This window comes from Veillonellaceae bacterium (assembly GCA_025992895.1).
Classification (GTDB): Bacteria; Bacillota; Negativicutes; order Veillonellales; family Dialisteraceae; genus Dialister.
This window is the reverse complement of sequence record DAJPGA010000001.1, coordinates 933,259-950,662: the sequence shown is the minus strand read 5'-3', so window position 1 is coordinate 950,662 and position 17,404 is coordinate 933,259. Positions and strand designations below refer to the sequence as shown.

17 protein-coding genes are annotated in these 17,404 nt (G+C 51.3%); 3 read left to right on the top strand and 14 right to left on the bottom strand.

The window, feature by feature from the left end; genetic code table 11:
* Nucleotides 1–25 precede the first annotated feature (25 nt).
* The 4 genes from OIM03_03940 to OIM03_03925 all read right to left on the bottom strand — a co-directional run bounded on the left by OIM03_03940 (nt 26) and on the right by OIM03_03925 (nt 3,533).
* Nucleotides 26–253 carry an RNA helicase gene (locus tag OIM03_03940; protein HJI73430.1) on the bottom strand — a complete coding sequence of 76 codons (228 nt, stop codon included), beginning with the start codon at nt 251–253 and terminating at the stop codon, nt 26–28.
* A 127-nt stretch (nt 254–380) separates the two neighbouring features.
* Nucleotides 381–1,283: a succinate--CoA ligase subunit alpha gene (sucD, locus tag OIM03_03935; protein HJI73429.1), complete on the bottom strand. Its 903-nt coding sequence runs from the start codon at nt 1,281–1,283 to the stop codon at nt 381–383.
* Between the two features lies 1 nt (nt 1,284).
* On the bottom strand, nt 1,285–2,535 hold the full coding sequence (sucC, locus tag OIM03_03930) for an ADP-forming succinate--CoA ligase subunit beta (protein HJI73428.1): 1,251 nt from the start codon (nt 2,533–2,535) through the stop codon (nt 1,285–1,287).
* 365 nt (nt 2,536–2,900) lie between these two features.
* Entirely contained in the window at nt 2,901–3,533 is a 633-nt protein-coding gene (locus OIM03_03925; protein ID HJI73427.1) for a hypothetical protein, read from the bottom strand.
* A 427-nt stretch (nt 3,534–3,960) separates the two neighbouring features.
* Between OIM03_03925 and OIM03_03920 the strand changes: the two genes are divergently transcribed.
* Together OIM03_03920 and OIM03_03915 are read left to right on the top strand one after the other, a co-directional pair.
* The gene (locus OIM03_03920) at nt 3,961–4,527 is read left to right on the top strand and encodes a TetR/AcrR family transcriptional regulator (GenBank protein HJI73426.1); all 567 of its coding nucleotides are present in this window, start codon (nt 3,961–3,963) and stop codon (nt 4,525–4,527) included.
* Between the two features lie 399 nt (nt 4,528–4,926).
* Nucleotides 4,927–6,432, top strand: a complete 1,506-nt coding sequence (locus tag OIM03_03915; GenBank protein ID HJI73425.1) for an IMP dehydrogenase — start codon at nt 4,927–4,929, stop codon at nt 6,430–6,432.
* A 970-nt stretch (nt 6,433–7,402) separates the two neighbouring features.
* On the opposite strand, the gene OIM03_03910 is transcribed toward OIM03_03915, so the two are convergent.
* The 9 genes from OIM03_03910 to OIM03_03870 all read right to left on the bottom strand — a co-directional run bounded on the left by OIM03_03910 (nt 7,403) and on the right by OIM03_03870 (nt 15,052).
* Nucleotides 7,403–8,077 carry a hypothetical protein gene (locus tag OIM03_03910; GenBank protein ID HJI73424.1) on the bottom strand — a complete coding sequence of 225 codons (675 nt, stop codon included), beginning with the start codon at nt 8,075–8,077 and terminating at the stop codon, nt 7,403–7,405.
* Between the two features lie 99 nt (nt 8,078–8,176).
* Nucleotides 8,177–9,046, bottom strand: coding sequence for an alpha/beta hydrolase (locus tag OIM03_03905; GenBank protein HJI73423.1), 870 nt, complete (start codon nt 9,044–9,046; stop codon nt 8,177–8,179).
* Between the two features lie 211 nt (nt 9,047–9,257).
* Nucleotides 9,258–9,458 carry a hypothetical protein gene (locus tag OIM03_03900; protein HJI73422.1) on the bottom strand — a complete coding sequence of 67 codons (201 nt, stop codon included), beginning with the start codon at nt 9,456–9,458 and terminating at the stop codon, nt 9,258–9,260.
* A 35-nt stretch (nt 9,459–9,493) separates the two neighbouring features.
* On the bottom strand, nt 9,494–9,940 hold the full coding sequence (locus OIM03_03895) for a hypothetical protein (GenBank protein ID HJI73421.1): 447 nt from the start codon (nt 9,938–9,940) through the stop codon (nt 9,494–9,496).
* A gap of 29 nt (nt 9,941–9,969) precedes the next feature.
* Entirely contained in the window at nt 9,970–10,419 is a 450-nt protein-coding gene (locus OIM03_03890; protein HJI73420.1) for a hypothetical protein, read from the bottom strand.
* A 30-nt stretch (nt 10,420–10,449) separates the two neighbouring features.
* A complete protein-coding gene (locus OIM03_03885) occupies nt 10,450–11,658 on the bottom strand; it encodes a GNAT family N-acetyltransferase (protein HJI73419.1) in 1,209 nt (402 codons plus the stop codon).
* Between the two features lie 19 nt (nt 11,659–11,677).
* The gene (locus tag OIM03_03880; GenBank protein HJI73418.1) at nt 11,678–12,181 is read right to left on the bottom strand and encodes a nitroreductase family protein; all 504 of its coding nucleotides are present in this window, start codon (nt 12,179–12,181) and stop codon (nt 11,678–11,680) included.
* 224 nt (nt 12,182–12,405) lie between these two features.
* Nucleotides 12,406–14,037: a carboxylesterase family protein gene (locus OIM03_03875; protein HJI73417.1), complete on the bottom strand. Its 1,632-nt coding sequence runs from the start codon at nt 14,035–14,037 to the stop codon at nt 12,406–12,408.
* 127 nt (nt 14,038–14,164) lie between these two features.
* Nucleotides 14,165–15,052 (bottom strand): LysR family transcriptional regulator, encoded by an 888-nt coding sequence (locus tag OIM03_03870; GenBank protein HJI73416.1) that lies wholly within the window; start codon nt 15,050–15,052, stop codon nt 14,165–14,167.
* Between the two features lie 120 nt (nt 15,053–15,172).
* Between OIM03_03870 and OIM03_03865 the strand changes: the two genes are divergently transcribed.
* Complete coding sequence (locus tag OIM03_03865; GenBank protein ID HJI73415.1) at nt 15,173–15,604, top strand: nuclear transport factor 2 family protein; 432 nt, start codon at nt 15,173–15,175, stop codon at nt 15,602–15,604.
* A gap of 47 nt (nt 15,605–15,651) precedes the next feature.
* Here OIM03_03865 and OIM03_03860 read toward each other — a convergent pair whose 3' ends face one another.
* The gene (locus tag OIM03_03860) at nt 15,652–17,385 is read right to left on the bottom strand and encodes a carboxylesterase family protein (protein HJI73414.1); all 1,734 of its coding nucleotides are present in this window, start codon (nt 17,383–17,385) and stop codon (nt 15,652–15,654) included.
* Between the last annotated feature and the right edge of the window lie 19 nt (nt 17,386–17,404).

Sequence of the window (17,404 nt, the reverse complement as noted above, 5' to 3'; positions counted from 1 at the left end):
CAGGGAAGCATGAGCGAGGAAACTCTTATTTCGCTTCCTTTTTCTCTTCTTCCAGTTTCCGCTCCTCTTCCAGCTTCCTTTCCTTCATCCTATCCAGGTATCCCGTGCGCTTCAAAGCGATCGAGATCAGCGCCACGACGGCGCAGAGCAGCATGAACGTATTGATGGCCGTCATCCCGCTTCCCCAGCCCACGCGGTACACCATATAAAAGAAAACGAGAACGACGAGCGCATCCTGAAATTTGTCAAACATAAATCCTCCTGCGGCAAGACTGCCGGGAATGGCATTAACGCCTGAATACAAAAAGGAGCTGCCGGAGATCACTCTCTGGCGGCTCCCTTATTCTATTATATCAGTTTCCCGCTTGTTCTTTCAAAAATCAGCAGGTGTGGCACTTTTCATAGAGGCCGTTCTTCTTCAGAAGCTCGATGACCGTTCTTCCGATATGAGCGACAGTTGGTGCGACAGGAATGCCTACTGCTTCAAGAGCTGCGATCTTTTCAGCAGCTGTGCCCTTGCCGCCGGAAATGATAGCGCCTGCATGGCCCATTCGTTTTCCTGGAGGTGCCATGCGTCCTGCGATGAAGCCTGCGACCGGTTTCTTCATATTTTCATGAATCCACTGGGCAGCTTCCTCTTCTGCATTGCCGCCGATTTCGCCGATCATGAGGACTGCATCCGTATCCGGATCTTCATTATACAACTTCAGAGCATCAATGAAATCCGTGCCCTTGATCGGGTCGCCGCCGATGCCGATAGCGCCCGTCTGTCCGATGCCTGCATTTGTCAGCTGGAATGTAGCTTCATATGTCAGCGTGCCGGAACGGGAAACGACGCCTACATGGCCTTTCCTGAAGATTTCACCTGGGATGATGCCGATATTGCACTGATCGGTCATAAGCAGACCCGGGCAGTTCGGTCCGATGAGACGTGTCTTTCTTCCAACCATGTAACGGTGAACGACAACCATGTCTTCGAGAGGAATATGTTCCGTGATGCAGACAACGAGCGGCACTTCAGCCTCTACTGCTTCCATGATGGAATCAGCAGCCGACGGAGCCGGTACGAAAATGATGGAAGCATTAGCCCCGGTCGCAATGACAGCATCGCGGACCGTATTGAATACAGGAATCCCCTGCACCAGCTGGCCTGCCTTTCCCGGAGATACACCGGCTACGATATTCGTGCCGAATTTTCTCATCTGTTCTGTATGGAAACGGGCAGCCTTGCCTGTGATGCCCTGTACAATGACCTTCGTATCCTTATTAATCAGAATCGCCATTTTACTTTACCTCCCCTTCTGCGGTTTCTGCAGGAGCAGTCGGTGCAGCTGCAGCCTTTTCACGTTCTTCCTGCTCCTTGACGAGCTGGATGACACGGATAGCGCCTTCTTCCATGGAGGTAGCCGGGTACAAATTCTTGATATGAGCGGTATGGAGGATTTCCCTGCCGCGTTCTACGTTTCTGCCTTCCAGTCTTACGATGACCGGGATCGGGAATTCAGCCTTCCCTTCCGAAAGGAGAGCTGCTGATTCCACGATGCCTTCTGCAATGACATCGCACTTGTTGATGCCGCCGAAGATATTGATCAATACCCCTTTGACCTGATTATCTTCCATCATGATGCGGAATGCCGCAACGATCTTTTCAGGAGTTGAGTCGCCGCCGACATCCAGGAAGTTGGCCGGATCGCCGCCATTTTCCTTGATGATATCGACTGTCGCCATAGCCAGGCCTGCACCATTGACCATGCACGCTACATCGCCGCCGAGGTTGACGTAGTTCAAGCCTTCACGGGCAGCCTGTGCTTCCTTCTGATCTTCTTCAAGAACATCGCGCAGAGCCACGATATCCGGGTGACGAGCCAGTGTGCTGTCATCGAAGTTCAGCTTCGCATCAAGAGCGATGACATCATTTTCCTGTGTCAGAACCATCGGGTTGACCTCAGCCAGCGAGCAGTCCTTGCCGACGAAGACCTGGTAGAGGTACTTCATGAAAGCAGCTGCCTTGTTGACAGCGACCTGTTCGAAATGAAGACCGTAAGCCATGCGCTTTGCCTGGAAATCAGCAAGGCCGATGACCGGATCGATGTATTCCTTCAGAATTTTTTCCGGATGCTGGGCAGCTACCGTTTCAATATCCATGCCGCCGGATTCAGAACCCATCATGACGATGCATTCAGCCTGACGGTCGACGAGGAAGGACAGATAATATTCCTTCTTGATATGGCATCCTGCTTCAATCAAAAGACGGGTGACCTTCTTGCCCTTCGGGCCGGTCTGCTTTGTTACGAGCGTCTTGCCCAGGATTTCTCTTGCATACTGACGGACTTCATCAAGAGAATGGGCAATCTTGACGCCGCCTGCTTCGCCGCGTCCGCCTGCATGGATCTGTGCCTTGACGACGACGACCGGTGTGTCCAGACGCTTCGCACTCTGCACAGCATCTTCGACCGTGAAGGCCGGGTAGCCTTCCGGTACATGCAGACCGTACTGCCTTAGAATTTGTTTACTCTGGTATTCATGAATATTCATAAAAAACTTCCCCCTTTGATCGAGGACAAATACCGCCGTCCAGCTGTAAAGATTCCCTTCTCATGGAAGCGGCGAAATAATACCAACAGTGAAAACATTCGATTTCACCTTTGATGATACCACGAAGACAGGCGGAATGGTATGAGAAAAACGCACAGAAAACCGTGCCTGCCTCGCTTTATTTATCTATATCCTTATATTAAATATTTCTTTCCCTCAAAAGAGACTCCAAAACTTGCAAAACCCTCATATCTGTGATTTTCGCTATATACTCTATAATGAAAAAGGAATGTGGAACAAGATGTATCATCTCATTTCACATTCGCTCTTCGTATTGGATTTTATATAAGGTAATGTCCGGCGCCTTATCCAAGCGTCTTATAGCTGCCTGTCATCTGATCAAGGATCATATCGTCTGCAAAGAGAGCCGTCCCTTTCAGCGTCCCGAGATCCGGCGCCTTTATGCCGTCATTGACCGTCGTGAAAAGGTATTCACCATTTTCCTGCCGCACCTGATCAAGCTCGGCCCACATGCCTCGGGCTCCGCCGCCTGCGCGGTAAACGATGAGACTCTTTCTCCCGTTTCCTGAAAGATCAGCAGTAATGACAGGACTTCTGACAAGCGTCAAAGTCTGATGCACTTTCCAGCCATTGCCATCCGGCACAAGCCAGACAAGCGTGTCGCCGCCCGTCCCCGAGAACCAGGGCCCCGAGAGGAGCGCAAGTACATCTCTTTCTCCCGTTCCCGAGAGATCCACGTAATCATAATACCAGCGCGTTCCGGAAAGCTCCTTCTGCGGAATTTCCAATCCTTCGATCAGAGCCGTCTTGACAGCGGTATCGCTTGCTTCCTCTGACAGCTCGCAGGAAATTTCCGGTCCCAGAAACCGATTCTCCGCTGCTACGTAATGCATGCCGCCATTCGCCGATACGACAAGACCGCCTGATAGAAAAGCCAGACCCGCCAGAACTGCTGTAATTTTTCCTGTATGACTCATGAATGCCTCCTGTCTCAAAGCCAAGCTTTGAAAACCGGCCGGCGTTTCCGCGCAGCATTCCGCGAAACCTCCAGTCGCCCGTTTTTTCTAAGGGGAACCATCCCTTATTTCTATCTTACCAAACGAGCCTCACGATGACAAAGAATTTTAAAACAAATTCTATCAGAATGCAAAAAAATCTAATACAGCGTGTTCCGCGAACACCGCTCCGCAGCCTATTTTTTCTTTATATAAGCAGAGTTATAAAATTCAATAGGATACCTGTGTAAAACATTAGTAAAATATGCTATATTACTGTCATATGTGACAGGGCATTTTTTACATATTTTTCTTGCTTTTTAGTACATTTTATTTTAAACTGATACTTAAGGTTACCCATCGGCAGCCTCAGTTTGTTATGTTTCTAAAAAAAATAAAGGGATAAATTATGGATCGCAGACAAAAAAGAACAAGGACCGCTATCTTCAAATCTTTCAGCGCACTCCTTTCCGAAAAACCGTATGCAAAGATCACTATTCAGGACATCATTGACCTGGCCAACATTGGAAGAAGCACATTCTACGCTCATTTTCAGACCAAAGAATCCCTGCTTGAAGAAATGTGCGGCGAACTCTTCGATCACATCATTGAAGGCGTCATGAACGACGACCTCCCGAGCGACAGTGACGCACATGAAACGATAAACGGTCATGATCCCGTTTTCTGTCACCTGCTCCAGCACATCGCGGCCAACACAAATCATACACGCGACCTGCTGACTTCCGAGAGCTCGGACATTTTCCTACGCTTCTTCAAGCAGAGCCTCGATAAGCTGATCGAATCCTACCTGCTGAAAAACAACAAGCTTCGCGGACAGGTTCCGGAAAGCTTCCTCGTCAACCACATCTCCGGCAGCTTCGTCGAAATGGTTCAGTGGTGGGTCAGAAACGGCATGAAAGAAACACCGGAAGAACTCGACCGTTACTTCCACGCCGTCATCTCCAACATTATTTAAGACAAGTTCATAGAATGACTAAAGAAAAGTCCGCAGAAATTTGCGGGCTTTTTTTGTCGTGGGGAGGGAAATACTGTAGTCGATAAACCTTTCGCCCGGCGGCCGGGTTTCCTTTTGATATATATAAAGATAAGAAGAAAACCTTCTTTATCCTCTTGTATGCTCTTTGGATTTCGTGTTTTCACAAACTTTTTGAAAACTAATGATTTTCCCCTTTCTACAATTCCTTTTTTACGCTATAATAGTACAAATATATCTGCGGAAGGGAAATTTTCTCTCCGCCTTGTAGAAGAAGCGCATCTGCACTTGACCGCATCCGCGGAAAAGAGTATAGTTGTGCTTAATTATCTTTTACACTTATTTTTTTTACGGATTTATCTGTTATCGAAGGAGGAAATAATGGCAATCTATATTAATGAACCGGCACATACCTTTAACGAGTACCTTCTGATCCCGGGCTACTCCGGCACGGACTGCATTCCGGCCAACGTATCTCTCAGAACCCCGCTCGTAAAATTCAAAAAAGGTGAAGAACCGGCCATTACATTAAATATTCCAATGGTATCTGCTATCATGCAGTCAGTATCTGGTGAAAAACTGTCCATTGAACTCGCAAGAAACGGCGGCGTTTCTTTCATCTATGGATCCCAGTCCCCTGAAGATGAAGCAGCCATGGTTGCCAGAGTTAAAGCTAAGAAAGCAGGATTTGTTCCGAGCGACTCCAACCTTTCGCCGGAAAACACTCTTGCTGACGTCCTCGCCCTCAAGGCAAAGACAGGTCATTCCACCATCGCCATCACCGAAGACGGCACCTCTTCCGGCAAGATGGTCGGCATCGTATCCAGCCGTGACTACAGAGTCAGCCGCATGGACAGATCTGAAAAGGTCAAGAACTTCATGACACCGGTTGACAAGCTCGTCAAAGCTAAATACGGCATCACCCTTTCCGAAGCAAACGACATCATTTGGGACAACAAGATCAACTCCCTGCCGGTACTCTATGAGGACGGCCGTCTGTATGGCTTCGTATTCCGCAAGGACTATGATTCCCATCAGGAAAACCCAAATGAAATGCTCGATTCCCAGAAACGTTTCGTAGTAGGCGCTGGCATCAACTCCAGAGACTATGAAGAACGCGTACCGCTGCTCCTCGAAGCAGGCGCTGACGTACTCTGCATCGACTCCTCCGAAGGCTTCTCCGAATGGCAGAAGATCACCCTCGAATGGATCCACAACACCTACGGCGAAAAAGTAAAAGTAGGCGCAGGCAACGTCGTCGACAGAGACGGCTTCCTCTTCCTCGCTAAAGCTGGCGCAGACTTCGTCAAAGTCGGCATCGGCGGCGGCTCCATCTGCATCACCCGTGAGACAAAAGGCATTGGCCGCGGCCAGGCTACCGCTCTCATCGAAGTATGCCAGGCAAGAGATGAATACTACAAAGAAACCGGCATCTATGTACCGGTATGCTCCGACGGCGGCATCGTATACGACCACCACATCACCCTCGCACTCGCTATGGGCGCAGACTTCGTCATGCTCGGCAGATACTTCGCACGCTTCGACGAATCCCCAACCCCGACCAGAACTGTTGGCGGCACAGTCGTCAAAGAATACTGGGGCGAAGGTTCCAACAGAGCCAGAAACTGGGCACGCTATGACCTCGGCGGAGAAAAGAAACTCCAGTTCGAAGAAGGCGTTGACTCCTACGTTCCTTACGCTGGTCCGCTCAAAGACAACGTCGAAAAGACCTGCGCTAAGATCAAAGCTACCATGTGCAACTGTGGTGCTATCACCATTCCGGAACTGCAGCAGAAAGCTAAGCTGACACTCGTATCCGCAACCTCCATCGTAGAAGGCGGCGCACACGACGTCATCCGTAAAGAAAAAGACGGTTCCGACCGTTAATTGAAATAAAAAGAGACCGCTCCGAAAAGAGCGGTCTTTTTGTGTGCTTTGGGGAGGAAGAAAGAAACCATACGACCTTGCGGGAGAAAGAAAGATTTAAAACCATACAACCAGCCTGCGGCTGTTGGTAATCAACCCTATCCACCGCAAAAGGAATATCCTTTACTTATTACTGCACCCCTTTCGGCCATTATGAAATACTGCAAACACTTCCATGATTTCATATGCAATCATTGGTATAATGGCCACTTCCCCCGAAAGGGGCAGCTTCGCAGGGAATAAAGAAAAGATTTCAAATCTGATTTGTTTTTGACCTTTCGTACCCCATCCCATACCATACTCCCTTCCCCGTCTGGAAAGGTCAACACCACTTAAATCTCGCGTTGCTCGTGGAACCTTTTTATATTGGAAAGTGCGATGAATACTACACCCCTTTCTCCGGCAACAGTTAAAAGATAGGCCGGATCCTCCCCCGACGGGGAGGTCGAAGTCCTACGCTTCGTTGCTAATGGATAGTATCGAATGAGTGCCTTACGATTGTCATTTATGGTGAACGTATTTAAATGATAATGATAATATCGACAAGAATGACTGCAAAAGGTTTTGACCTGCCCGTCGGGGAAGGATGCCGCGAATGCGGCAGAAAGGGGTGCAGTTCCACGGACGAAGTCCGGTTTGCTTGTTTTCCCTTTGCGAAGCAAGGAAATGGTGTCAGAGCTCGCCCCGCAGGGGGAGCTGGCGCGTATGCGCCTGAGGAGGTTCATTTCCCCACGATTGTATTGCGGTTGTACGGTTTTGTAATCCCTGGCTTACGCGTAAATGGAGCCTTCGACGGGCCCCATTTCCGTCTTCTCTTCCGCTCATTTTCGTCCTTCCCTGTCGAACTTCCTTCTTCCCCGTCCCCACGCAAAAAGGCTCTCTTTCGAGAGCCTTTCTGCCTTCCATCCTTCATACCATTCTTCTATCCTGCCTACGCTTCTTCCTGGAGGCGTTCGATGCGGCCGCTGATGGTGCTCAGGCTGTAGAGCACTTTGGAAGCTTCGCTTTCCTGATACGGCTTTCTTGCGGTGACCGTTCCCTCCATCTTCTGGCCGTCGATGCCAGCCGGAAGGAGGACTGTATCGCCCTCCCGGATCGATTCGTCATCTGTTACGTAAAGACGGGAACCATCCTTCGTTTCTACGCGAAGGACATACCGGCCCCTTCCTTCCTCCAGACGGCCATTGAAAAGCCAGAGCGGATATGGCCGCGCCAGCGTTTCTCTGATGAGGCGGCTGAGTTCGATGTCGCCTGCCTCGTATTCGTCATGACAGAGGTGGCCGCGGATTTTCTTGCGCATGCCGTCCTCCATCGTTACTGTCATTTCCCAGCAGCCGGGATTGTCTTTCTTTTTCTTCTTTTCATAGTTTTCAGCGAAGTACATGCTGATATGTTCGAAGATGTTTTCAACATCCGGTTTTGTGATAAAGAAGGTATCGGACCAGGCTTTCACATAGCCGCTTCTGATATCTCCGAATACGTACCGTGAGATCTTCACTTCCCCGTTTGACCAGATCGTCACGTGCTGTTCCACTTCATCGGCCGGTGACGGCGATACGCCGTACTTCAGCCTTGTGGAAATGATTTTTATTTTGTCAAAGCTCATTGTTTCTCCATACTCACGCAGGGTCCGGGCTCTTCCTTCCCTTGCCTGCGCCTTCCATCAGTATAAAATCGGTTTTCCGAAAGGTATCTGTTCTTCTCCCTACACTTCATACATGCCTCTCTGCAGTGCTTCGATGTTGTATGCAATCTTCCTCGTCGTGACAAGCCCGGCTTTGGATGTTCCCATGAATGGCAGCATGGCCGCGCGGATCAGCGGGAAATTGTACATATACACGGTATGCCAGGATCTTGGCACGATGCAGAGGCAGGAGTGCGGGATCCACTGGGATGCGGCAAAAGCAGTCACCATCGGGCAGTGGGTATCGCCGTCTCCGCATACGAGGAGGACAGGGCATTCGATCTGTGAAAGGAAATCTTCGTCAATCTCCAGCGAATGGAGGTAGCTGATCTGCGTATTGAAGATTTCTTCGGCCCTTTCGGATTCCGGCATGAGTTTTTTCTGCTGCTCAATGAAATCCGGATCGGCGTTGACAACGTCCGAATAGGGAATCGTGGCCGGGATGAATCCCTTCTTCAGCGTTCCCGCTCCGATAGCGACGATGCGGTCGACTATCTCAGGTTCCTCGATGGCCGCTTCCATGGCAGCATAAGCGCCATCACCCACGCCGACAATCATGACAGGATCCTCCGCCTCTTCATGAATGACAGCCAGGACGTCTGCTGCTTTCTGAGAAAGGGAAAAAGGCATATGGCCCATTTCCGATTTTCCCTGTCCGCGTGAAGAAACGACGATGACGCGGTAATACTCGCGTATTTCATCAATCATGCTCCCCAGCTCATAGGAGCAGCCGGTGCCCCCTTCATTCAGGATGACGACATCATCCCCCAGTCCATACACTTCGTAGTAAATCTTTGCGTCACCAGATGTGACATAGTGCCCCGCTTCCGGATTATTCCCATACGGGGTTTCGCTGCCTTCCGTAAATTGAGGCTGCAAAAAGTACCGCATAATATGTCCCTCTTTCGATGCCCGCTCCGGGTCTTACTTCCATCCTCCACTCCCCTGAAGGGAGTTCTCCACCAAGGATTTAATTTAATGAATGTCTCCCAGATTCCCGCTCTCCAGAATCTTATCATTGTAAGCCGCTTTCTTTGACGGAAGGAGATCAGATTCCTTCGCATCAAGGAAGGATTCTATCCCCGCCCATACGACAGGGAAATTATCCAGGAACGCCGTGTGCCATGCAATCAGAAGAAGGGGTATTCCATCTTCCCGAATGTTTCCTTAACCGCTTCCATGCCGTTCCGTCTGCCGGCAGCGCTGCATAGGCTGCCTGTGCATCATGGATACCATAAGCGGCCAGCACGCCTGCGCCAAGCGCGAGCGATGCAAGCCATCTCAACTGACTGTGTTTCTTCATATACTCTCCTGCCCTTAGGCCTTCATCAAAGGCCGTTACGGTTCATTGAAAAGCCAGAGGCGCGGTCTTGAAACTGCCTCGCGGATCTTGTCTCCAAGTTCGTTCAGCTTTGCCGAGCATGACGGAATCGAATTCTCATCGATCGGTATATATTCTCCCGATACCGTCAGGACCTTTCCGTCTTCGCCCTCGATTCGGACGACCCAGCAGTTTCCTTCGCCCTTGTCGGCTCCATCTTCCTTCCCGCCGAAGAAGGCTTCCAGAAGATTCAGGATTTCCTCTGCCTTTTCAGATGGGATTTGGAGATGCTGGTCCGGACAGTCATACGTCTTCGTTTCAGCCGATTCGCCCGGATTCTGTCCCGTGATTGTGACGTTTCCGCTGCGCCCGATCGTGACCGTCTGGCCCTTTTCCGTGCCCGGCGCTTCCGCATCCTTTACGGAAGCAAGCCTCGACTCGATCGTAATCTTCGCTGCTTTCATGATCTCTCCTTTCCCGGATTATCCGGCTGCTACTCATCACTGCCGGTGAAGAGCCGGAAATCCCTCCTCCGCAGCATCTTTCTTGTCAGTCCGTCAAGGAAGCGTGCGAAGGAGTCCCTCGCTTCCGCAAAGCCTGTCTCCGTCCACTTCGTTCCGTCCTCAAGCTGCAGTTTCACTTCCCAGATTTCATCACCCCTGACAGGCTCCCTGTCCGGGTGCATGGAAAAAATGCGCTGGTACTCGAAAAGAAGCTCCTTCGCCTTTTTTCCCGGGATCTGGAAATCTTCCTCGCTCTTGACCTTGAGCACAGGTTCCTTTTCGGATTTTGTCTTTTTATATGCAAACCTCTTGACCGAAATACGGCCGTTTCTGCGGATTGTGACCTCCTCGCGGACCTCACTTCCCGCGGGAGCCTTGAAGGCATTCTTATTTTCTGATGTCACCTTGACCTTCTTCAGCTCCGGAATACCGTCTCTCATTATCCCTCCCGAAAGATCGTCTCCGTGTCTTTATTCACCTGCAAGCAGACGATACATCACATGAATGTCTTCGTATTCGCCCTCTTTATTTTTGAAGCCTCCCGGGATGATGCCCAGGTCCGTGAAGCCAAGACGCAGGTATAGATGGTACGCATGGACATTGGAAGCGACCACTGCATTGAACTGGAGAATCTGGTAGCCGAGCGCCTTTGCCTGCTTCAGGCAGTCCTTCACGAGAAGCTCACCCAAGTGGAGCCCCCGGCAGCTGCTCTTTACCGCATAGCTGGCATTGGCAATATGGCCGACGCGGCCGATATTATTCGGATGAAGAATGTAAAGGCCGACAATCTCACCGTCAAGCTCTGCGACAGCTGTATACTGCGCACGGAAGAAATCTTCTGCCTCCTCAGGTGTCTTGAGTCCTTCAATCTGAGGAAATGCATTTCCTGCATCCACGACCTCATTCCATATCTGAGCGGCCTCCTTCGCATCCTCTCCCTTGAAAGGACGGATGACGACATGAGCCCTTGCCTCATTCTCTTCGCTTTTCTTATTCTCCTTCGGTTCCTCAAAAAGACTGGCCTTGCCGAAGACAGCGCTGAAATCATCGATAACGAGCGGTGCCTGTTCTTTCGTGAATTTCGTCTTCTCGACGACGACAGCCACCTTCTTCGTCAGATCCACATCGATTGGTACGACCACGCGGTCGCCTTCTTCGATCAGCGGATCATCCGTCAGGTAGTAATAGCGTCTGCCGCCCTTGACGAATTCGACCGTGAGGAGGATGTATCCTTCCTCCCAGCCTGTCTTGCCGGGTCTTCCATCGAAGAGCCAGAGACCGTAGCGGCGTTCCAGCTTTTCACGGATGAGCTGATTGAGATCCTTATCCCCAAGCTTGTACTCACCCTCGAGCGGTCCTGCTGCACGGTACTTCTGTCCTTCATCATCGGTCATCGTCAGTTTCCAGCCGCCGATATCCGTCGTGATTTCCGGAGTCTCCCAGTACTGGAAATATCCGGCGCATGTTTCGAGGATTTCTTCTGCGTCCCCCTGCGGGATGCGGAATTCCTCATTTGATGCGACTACATTATCTACCGTTTCATCGCCGAAAAGAATCCGCTGCACACGTACGCGGCCGCTGGCATGAATCGTCACCCGCTGCTCCACTTCATCATTGAATTCCGGACGCGGGCGGAATGCTGTGCTGGCTGAACTGATTTTGATCTTAACTAACTTCAATGGTAAGCCCCTTTTCTAATTATTTGATATAGTGAATCCTCGTCTCGTCGAAGCGATTCTGCTGCGGACGCATCGGACGAGCCGGATAGCCGATGGCAAGCAGACAGAAAGGATCGTATTCTGCAGGAAGGTCGAGTGCTGCTCTCGTATTGGCCATGCGGTCCTCTTCCGGATAGACGCCAAGATAAACGCCGCCCAGACCCTGATTATCTGCCTCGAGCCAGACATTGCCGGCGCAGAGCGCCATATCCTGCTGAATCTTTTCAGGAAACGAGAGCTTTTCCTTCCTGCATGCCAGAGCAATAATGAGCGGTGCTCCTGCTGCGCATGCGGAATGCCTGCTGACCTTGGAAAGCGCCTGGATCGTGTCCTTATTCGTGACCACATAGAACACCCACGGACGCTGATTGCCTGCACTTGGTGCCTGCATGCCTGCGTGGAGCATCTCTTTGATCTTCTCCTCTTCTACAGGCTGATCCTTGAACTGACGTACACTTACGCGGTGGAACAGATTATCCATCATCTGCCTCCTTCTTTGACGACGCGGCCTTTGGCGGCAATCCCCGGCCGCTCATCCGCGCTATTATGATCATCTTAAGTATACCATAAAAACACATAGAAACCGATTGATTTAATAGGCACCGGTCAATAAAAAAACTCCATGAAATCAAATCCGTCATACCTTACGGAGAAGATTCATGGAGTCTTTTCTTACGGTCGTCCAGCCGTCTCCGATTCGGTTCAGAGTCAATTTTCCTCATACGCGAAATGACGGTCGATCGGACCGCTCCACCAGCGTCCGGAAAGGACATGGTGGATGATGATATCCTTTGCTTCCGGATCGATCGAATCATCCGCCTCAAGAGCACGGATGACGTCCTCATACGTTTCATGCGCCGTGATCTGTCCGGCCGTGGCCGTATTTCCGTCCGTGTGGACGACAAGAGAGCCGAAGCCATCCTTGGCCGTCATCCATTTCTGCCATTCAGGAAGCCCGTTTCCATTCGGATTTCCTGTCCTCATGAAATTTCCAATATACTGCTGGATCATGCGCTTCATATCCTGGAAACCCGGATTGTCAAAAGCATGGATCGGGAAATCTGCCGTCGTCGACGTCGCCCTGCCTGTCACGCACGGAATCCATATCCCATGCACCGAGCCTAAGAGAAGCGATGCCGCATCCCCGCCAATTTTCGGATCGTCGCCGTAATCAATCGTCAGCGTATAGATCGGCGCCCTGTACTTCCCGACAAGCATCGCTGCCGGAGCGTCCGCATTGAACAAGCGGTACATCGCACTTCCATACTTCTTGGCAAATTCGAATTCCTTCCTCATTTTCTCATTCGTCAGGATGGAGCGGTCTGCCACATACGGAGCGAAGTAAGGATCCTGTGCTGCATAGATCGAGAATTCATCCGTCCCCGTCTCCATCATAAGAGGCACGGTGGTAAACGTCTTCGACTTGAATCCCATCGAGTCAAGCACAATGCCATCCGGATAGAGATGCGGGAATTCCTTCATACGGATATAAGCCGGGCCGAAAGCCTTCGCGAGTCTTCCTGCCGGAAGTCCCAAAAGGTAATCCCTCACCTCCGGCGCATCCGAAAGAAGCCATTCCTCTGCCTCTGACAGATACGGCTTCACATGATCTTCCACGACAAGAGGAGCCAGGTGCTCTGCAAAAATTTTCTGTGACGGTTCGATCTCCGCCGTCGTCATGCCGCCGCTGAAAGAAATCGCCTTCTGGAAATACCCCTTCGCATCCGGCGAAATAAGAAGCGCCATCACATCACGTCCGCCAGAAGAAAAACCGGCAATCGTAATATTTCCCGGATTCCCTCCGAAACTTGTGATATTGTCCCTCACCCAGGAAAGACCGCGGATCGCATCCAGGATGGCATAATTTCCTGAAGCCTGCGCCGGATCTTCACCCTTGATGGCGCGAAGCGGATTGAAACCAAGCGCCCCCAGACGGTAATTCACGCTGATGGCAATGACGTTCGCGGCATAGGCGAACTCCGTGAAATCCACCTGATCCGCCCCGTCGATCTGGTTATTTCCCCCATGCAGGAAGAACATGACAGGCAGACCCGTCTGCTGCGTATCTGGACGGTAAATATCCATATTGAGACAGTCCTCGACACCCGTCAGCACGCCGTCGCGGTTCACATGAATTCCCATCGGCCCGCTCAGCGTCGCATCACGCACGCCATCCCAGGCATCCGGATATTCAGGAAGCGACCAGCGCTCCGCCTTGCCATAGGGCACACCCCGGAAAACAAGCGTCTTTCCGCTGCGATACCCTTCCAGGCATCCGTACCGTGTATTCTGTATCGTGTCATACCAGTACTTCGATGCCACCCTGTCTCTGAAATGCATCCCTTCATTCCCCCTGTATTCATATATCTAAACAAATTTGTTCATTTTCTCTTTATTTTATTTATTATACCATTTTCAGCATGACTTTTTGTAAAAATAATGTCCCAAAATGTACATTTCATTACATCTATACAGCAAAATCCGGATGGGCATCATATACAGAAAGGATTGTTTTTGCGAAATCCTCCGCATCGCGGCTCCCGCCTTCCGCATGAGAGAGAAGGACGCAGGGAATCCGCTCCTCGCAGTCGAAGAGCGTCCAGGCAAATTCCCCATTATGATCATCAAGAAAACCGGGCGCCAGGCATACACCCCTTCCCGCTGCCACATTTGTCAGCGTCGTCTCATGATCATGGCTCGTAAAGAAATCCACGCCCACCTCCTCGATCATCCGCTTCTGCACACGGCGAAGGGGCGGAGGCGAACCGCCGCCCACCATCAGAGTACGGCCGCGAAGATCCTCCGGATGCACGATGTCCTTCCCCGCAAGCGGATCATCCTTCTTTGTGATAAGGTAGATCCGGCTGTCGAAAAGCGGATAGGAATGCACATCAGGGATTCCCTTCGCATCTCCCGCCATGGCAAAGATCAGATCCTCCTCGCCCTTCAGGAATGAAGAGAAATCCGAGAAAGGAAAGAAATGCGGCATCACCGTCACATCCGGATGCGACTTCTCGAAAACCTTCATCGCCTCAGGAAGATAGTACAGGCACGACCGCATCGGAAGAGCAATCGTCACCGCACTCCGGTACCTCGCGCTGAAATTCTGCCCCTGCTCGATGGCCGCCCTCAGCTCCTCTCGGATATTCCTGAGCGTCTGAAAGAACTGCTCCCCTGCCGGCGTCACCTCCGCACCGCGGCCCGAACGAAGGAAAAGCGCAAAACCGATCTCGCTCTCCAGCGCCTGGATCTGGTACGAAAGAGAAGGCTGGGAAATGAAAAGATTCTCCGCCGCCCGGTTGAAATTCTTCACCTGCGCAAGCTCGAGCGCATAGTCGATCTGCTTCGTATTCATGGCTCTTCCTCCAATCAACTTTTTCTATTGACTATAGTATATCTCAATTAGATTTCTAAATATGCAAAAACTATAATGAAACCAATCAAAGTATTTCATTAGCCAAAAGGAGCGATTCATATGTCACTTGAAATCTTAGAAGAAAAAGAAGCCATCCGTGAAGTCATCGACCGTTTTTCGAACCTTGAATGCGACGTCCCCGCGCAGCAGGCACTCTTCACCAAGGACGCCCACATCATGGTCCACATGGGAGGAACCCTTGCCATGGGCATCCACGGCTCCGAAGAAATGCGAAACCAGTTCGAAGGCTTCACCAAAGCCGTCAAGGCCTCCCACCACATGAATGGGCAGCAGGTCATTAAAATAGAAGGAAACACCGCGACCGACACCCACTACTGCCGCGCCGCTCTCATCACAGAAGAAAACGGAAAGACATACATCACCGACAACTGCATCCGCTACGTCGACACCCTCGTCAAAGAAGAAGGCACATGGAAAATCTCCATCCGCGACCAGTACTTCGTCATCGTAGAAAAGAGAGAAATGAAATAAAAAGTAAAAAGGACCTTCAGAGGTCCTTTTTACTTAACTCATAAAAATTATTTTTCTTTTGTCCCGAAGTGCTGATCGAGGGGCTTGCTCCACCAGCGGCCATTGAGGACGTTGTGGATGATAGCTTCTTTATCTTTCTTATCGACAGTCTTGTCAGCTTCCATTTCCTTGAAGACTTCGTCATAGGAAGACCGGGTGTCTGTCATCTGGATGTTTGCTTTTTCTCCATCGGCATTGACGACGAGGTTGGATGGGCCGGTCTTGGCGCTGGTCCACTGGTTCCAGGTCGGGAGGCCCTGGCCGTTCGGGTTGCCGTCCCACATGAAATTGGCGATGTACTGCTGGACTTTTCTTGTGAGATCAAGGGCGCCCGGGTTATCGAAGGAGCCTTTCGGATACGATGCAGTTGTGGATGTCGCATAGCCCGTGACGAACGGGATCCAGATGCCGTGAACGGAGCCGGAGAGGAAGGCTGTTTCCGGGCCTACGAGTTCAGGATTATTTCCGTAAGCGATCGTCATGGTGTAGATCGGCGCTTTGTAGCGGTCGATCATTTGCCTGGCAGAAGCTTCTGCGTTGAAGAGGCGGTACATTTCACTGCCGTACTTCTTGGAGAAGGTAAATTCCGCATATTTCTTTTCATCTGTGAAGACAGTCTTGTCCTTAACGGATGGTGCGAAGTAAGGATCCGTTCTCGTGTAGAGGGAGAATTCGTCCGTGCCGGTCGTCATGATGAGCGGCACTTCATTCCATTTCTTTGTCTTGAATCCGTCTTTCGGAAGGACGGTGCCGTCGGTGAAGAGGTGCGGGAAAGCTGCCATGCGGATACCTGCGTGGCCGAAGGCTGTCGCAATGCGTTCTGCCTGAAGGCCGTTCAGGTACTTGGCAACTTCCGGGGTATCCTTCTTCAGCCATGCGATGGCTTCTTTTTCATTCGGCTTCACGCCGTCAGCGACGACGAGCGGAGCGAAGGCTTTGGCATAGATGCCGATGGCCCAGGACGGGTCGGAGGTCGTCATGCCGCCGCTGAAGGAAATAGCTTTCTGGAATTTCCCTTTTGCTTCCGGCGAAATAAGGAGCGCCATCACGTCGCGGCCGCCAGAAGAGAAGCCGGAGACGGTGATGTTGTCCGGATTGCCTCCGAAGCTTGCAATGTTTTCCTTGACCCAGTCAAGACCCTGCAGGGCATCCAGGAACCCGTAATTCCCTGAGTTCTCCACCTTCGTGCCATGATGGACAGATGGGAGCGGGTTGTAGCCGAGAGCCCCCAGACGGTAATTGATGCTGACAGCGACGACGTTCGCTCTCTTAGCAAACTGCGAGAGGTTCACCTGATCGGCAGCACCGTTCTGGTTATTTCCTCCGTGGATGAAGTAAAGGACCGGAAGATTCTGCTCCTTCGTAGCCGGACGGAAAATGTCGAGATTTAGGCAGCTTTCTACGCCCTTCACGCCCTTTGCCGTTTCCTGCGTTCCCATCGGGCCTGTCTTCAGCGCATCGCGCACGCCCGTCCAGGAAGAAGGATTTTCCGGAGCTTTCCAGCGCTCTGCCTGACCGTACGGCACACCGCGCCAGACGAAATCATCGCCTTCCTGCGCGCCCTGAAGAAGACCATACCTTGTCGCCTGCAGCGTCGAATCCGCATACGCCGGAGCCGGCACCTGCGCCTTCTGCGTGACAGCAGCAGGACCTGCCTGCGGTGCAGCAGCCGCATAAGAAGACAGCGGCATGACAAGAGCGGCCGCAGCCATGGCCGCCAGAATCCATTGTTTCCCTTTCATATCTATCCCTCCTGATTCA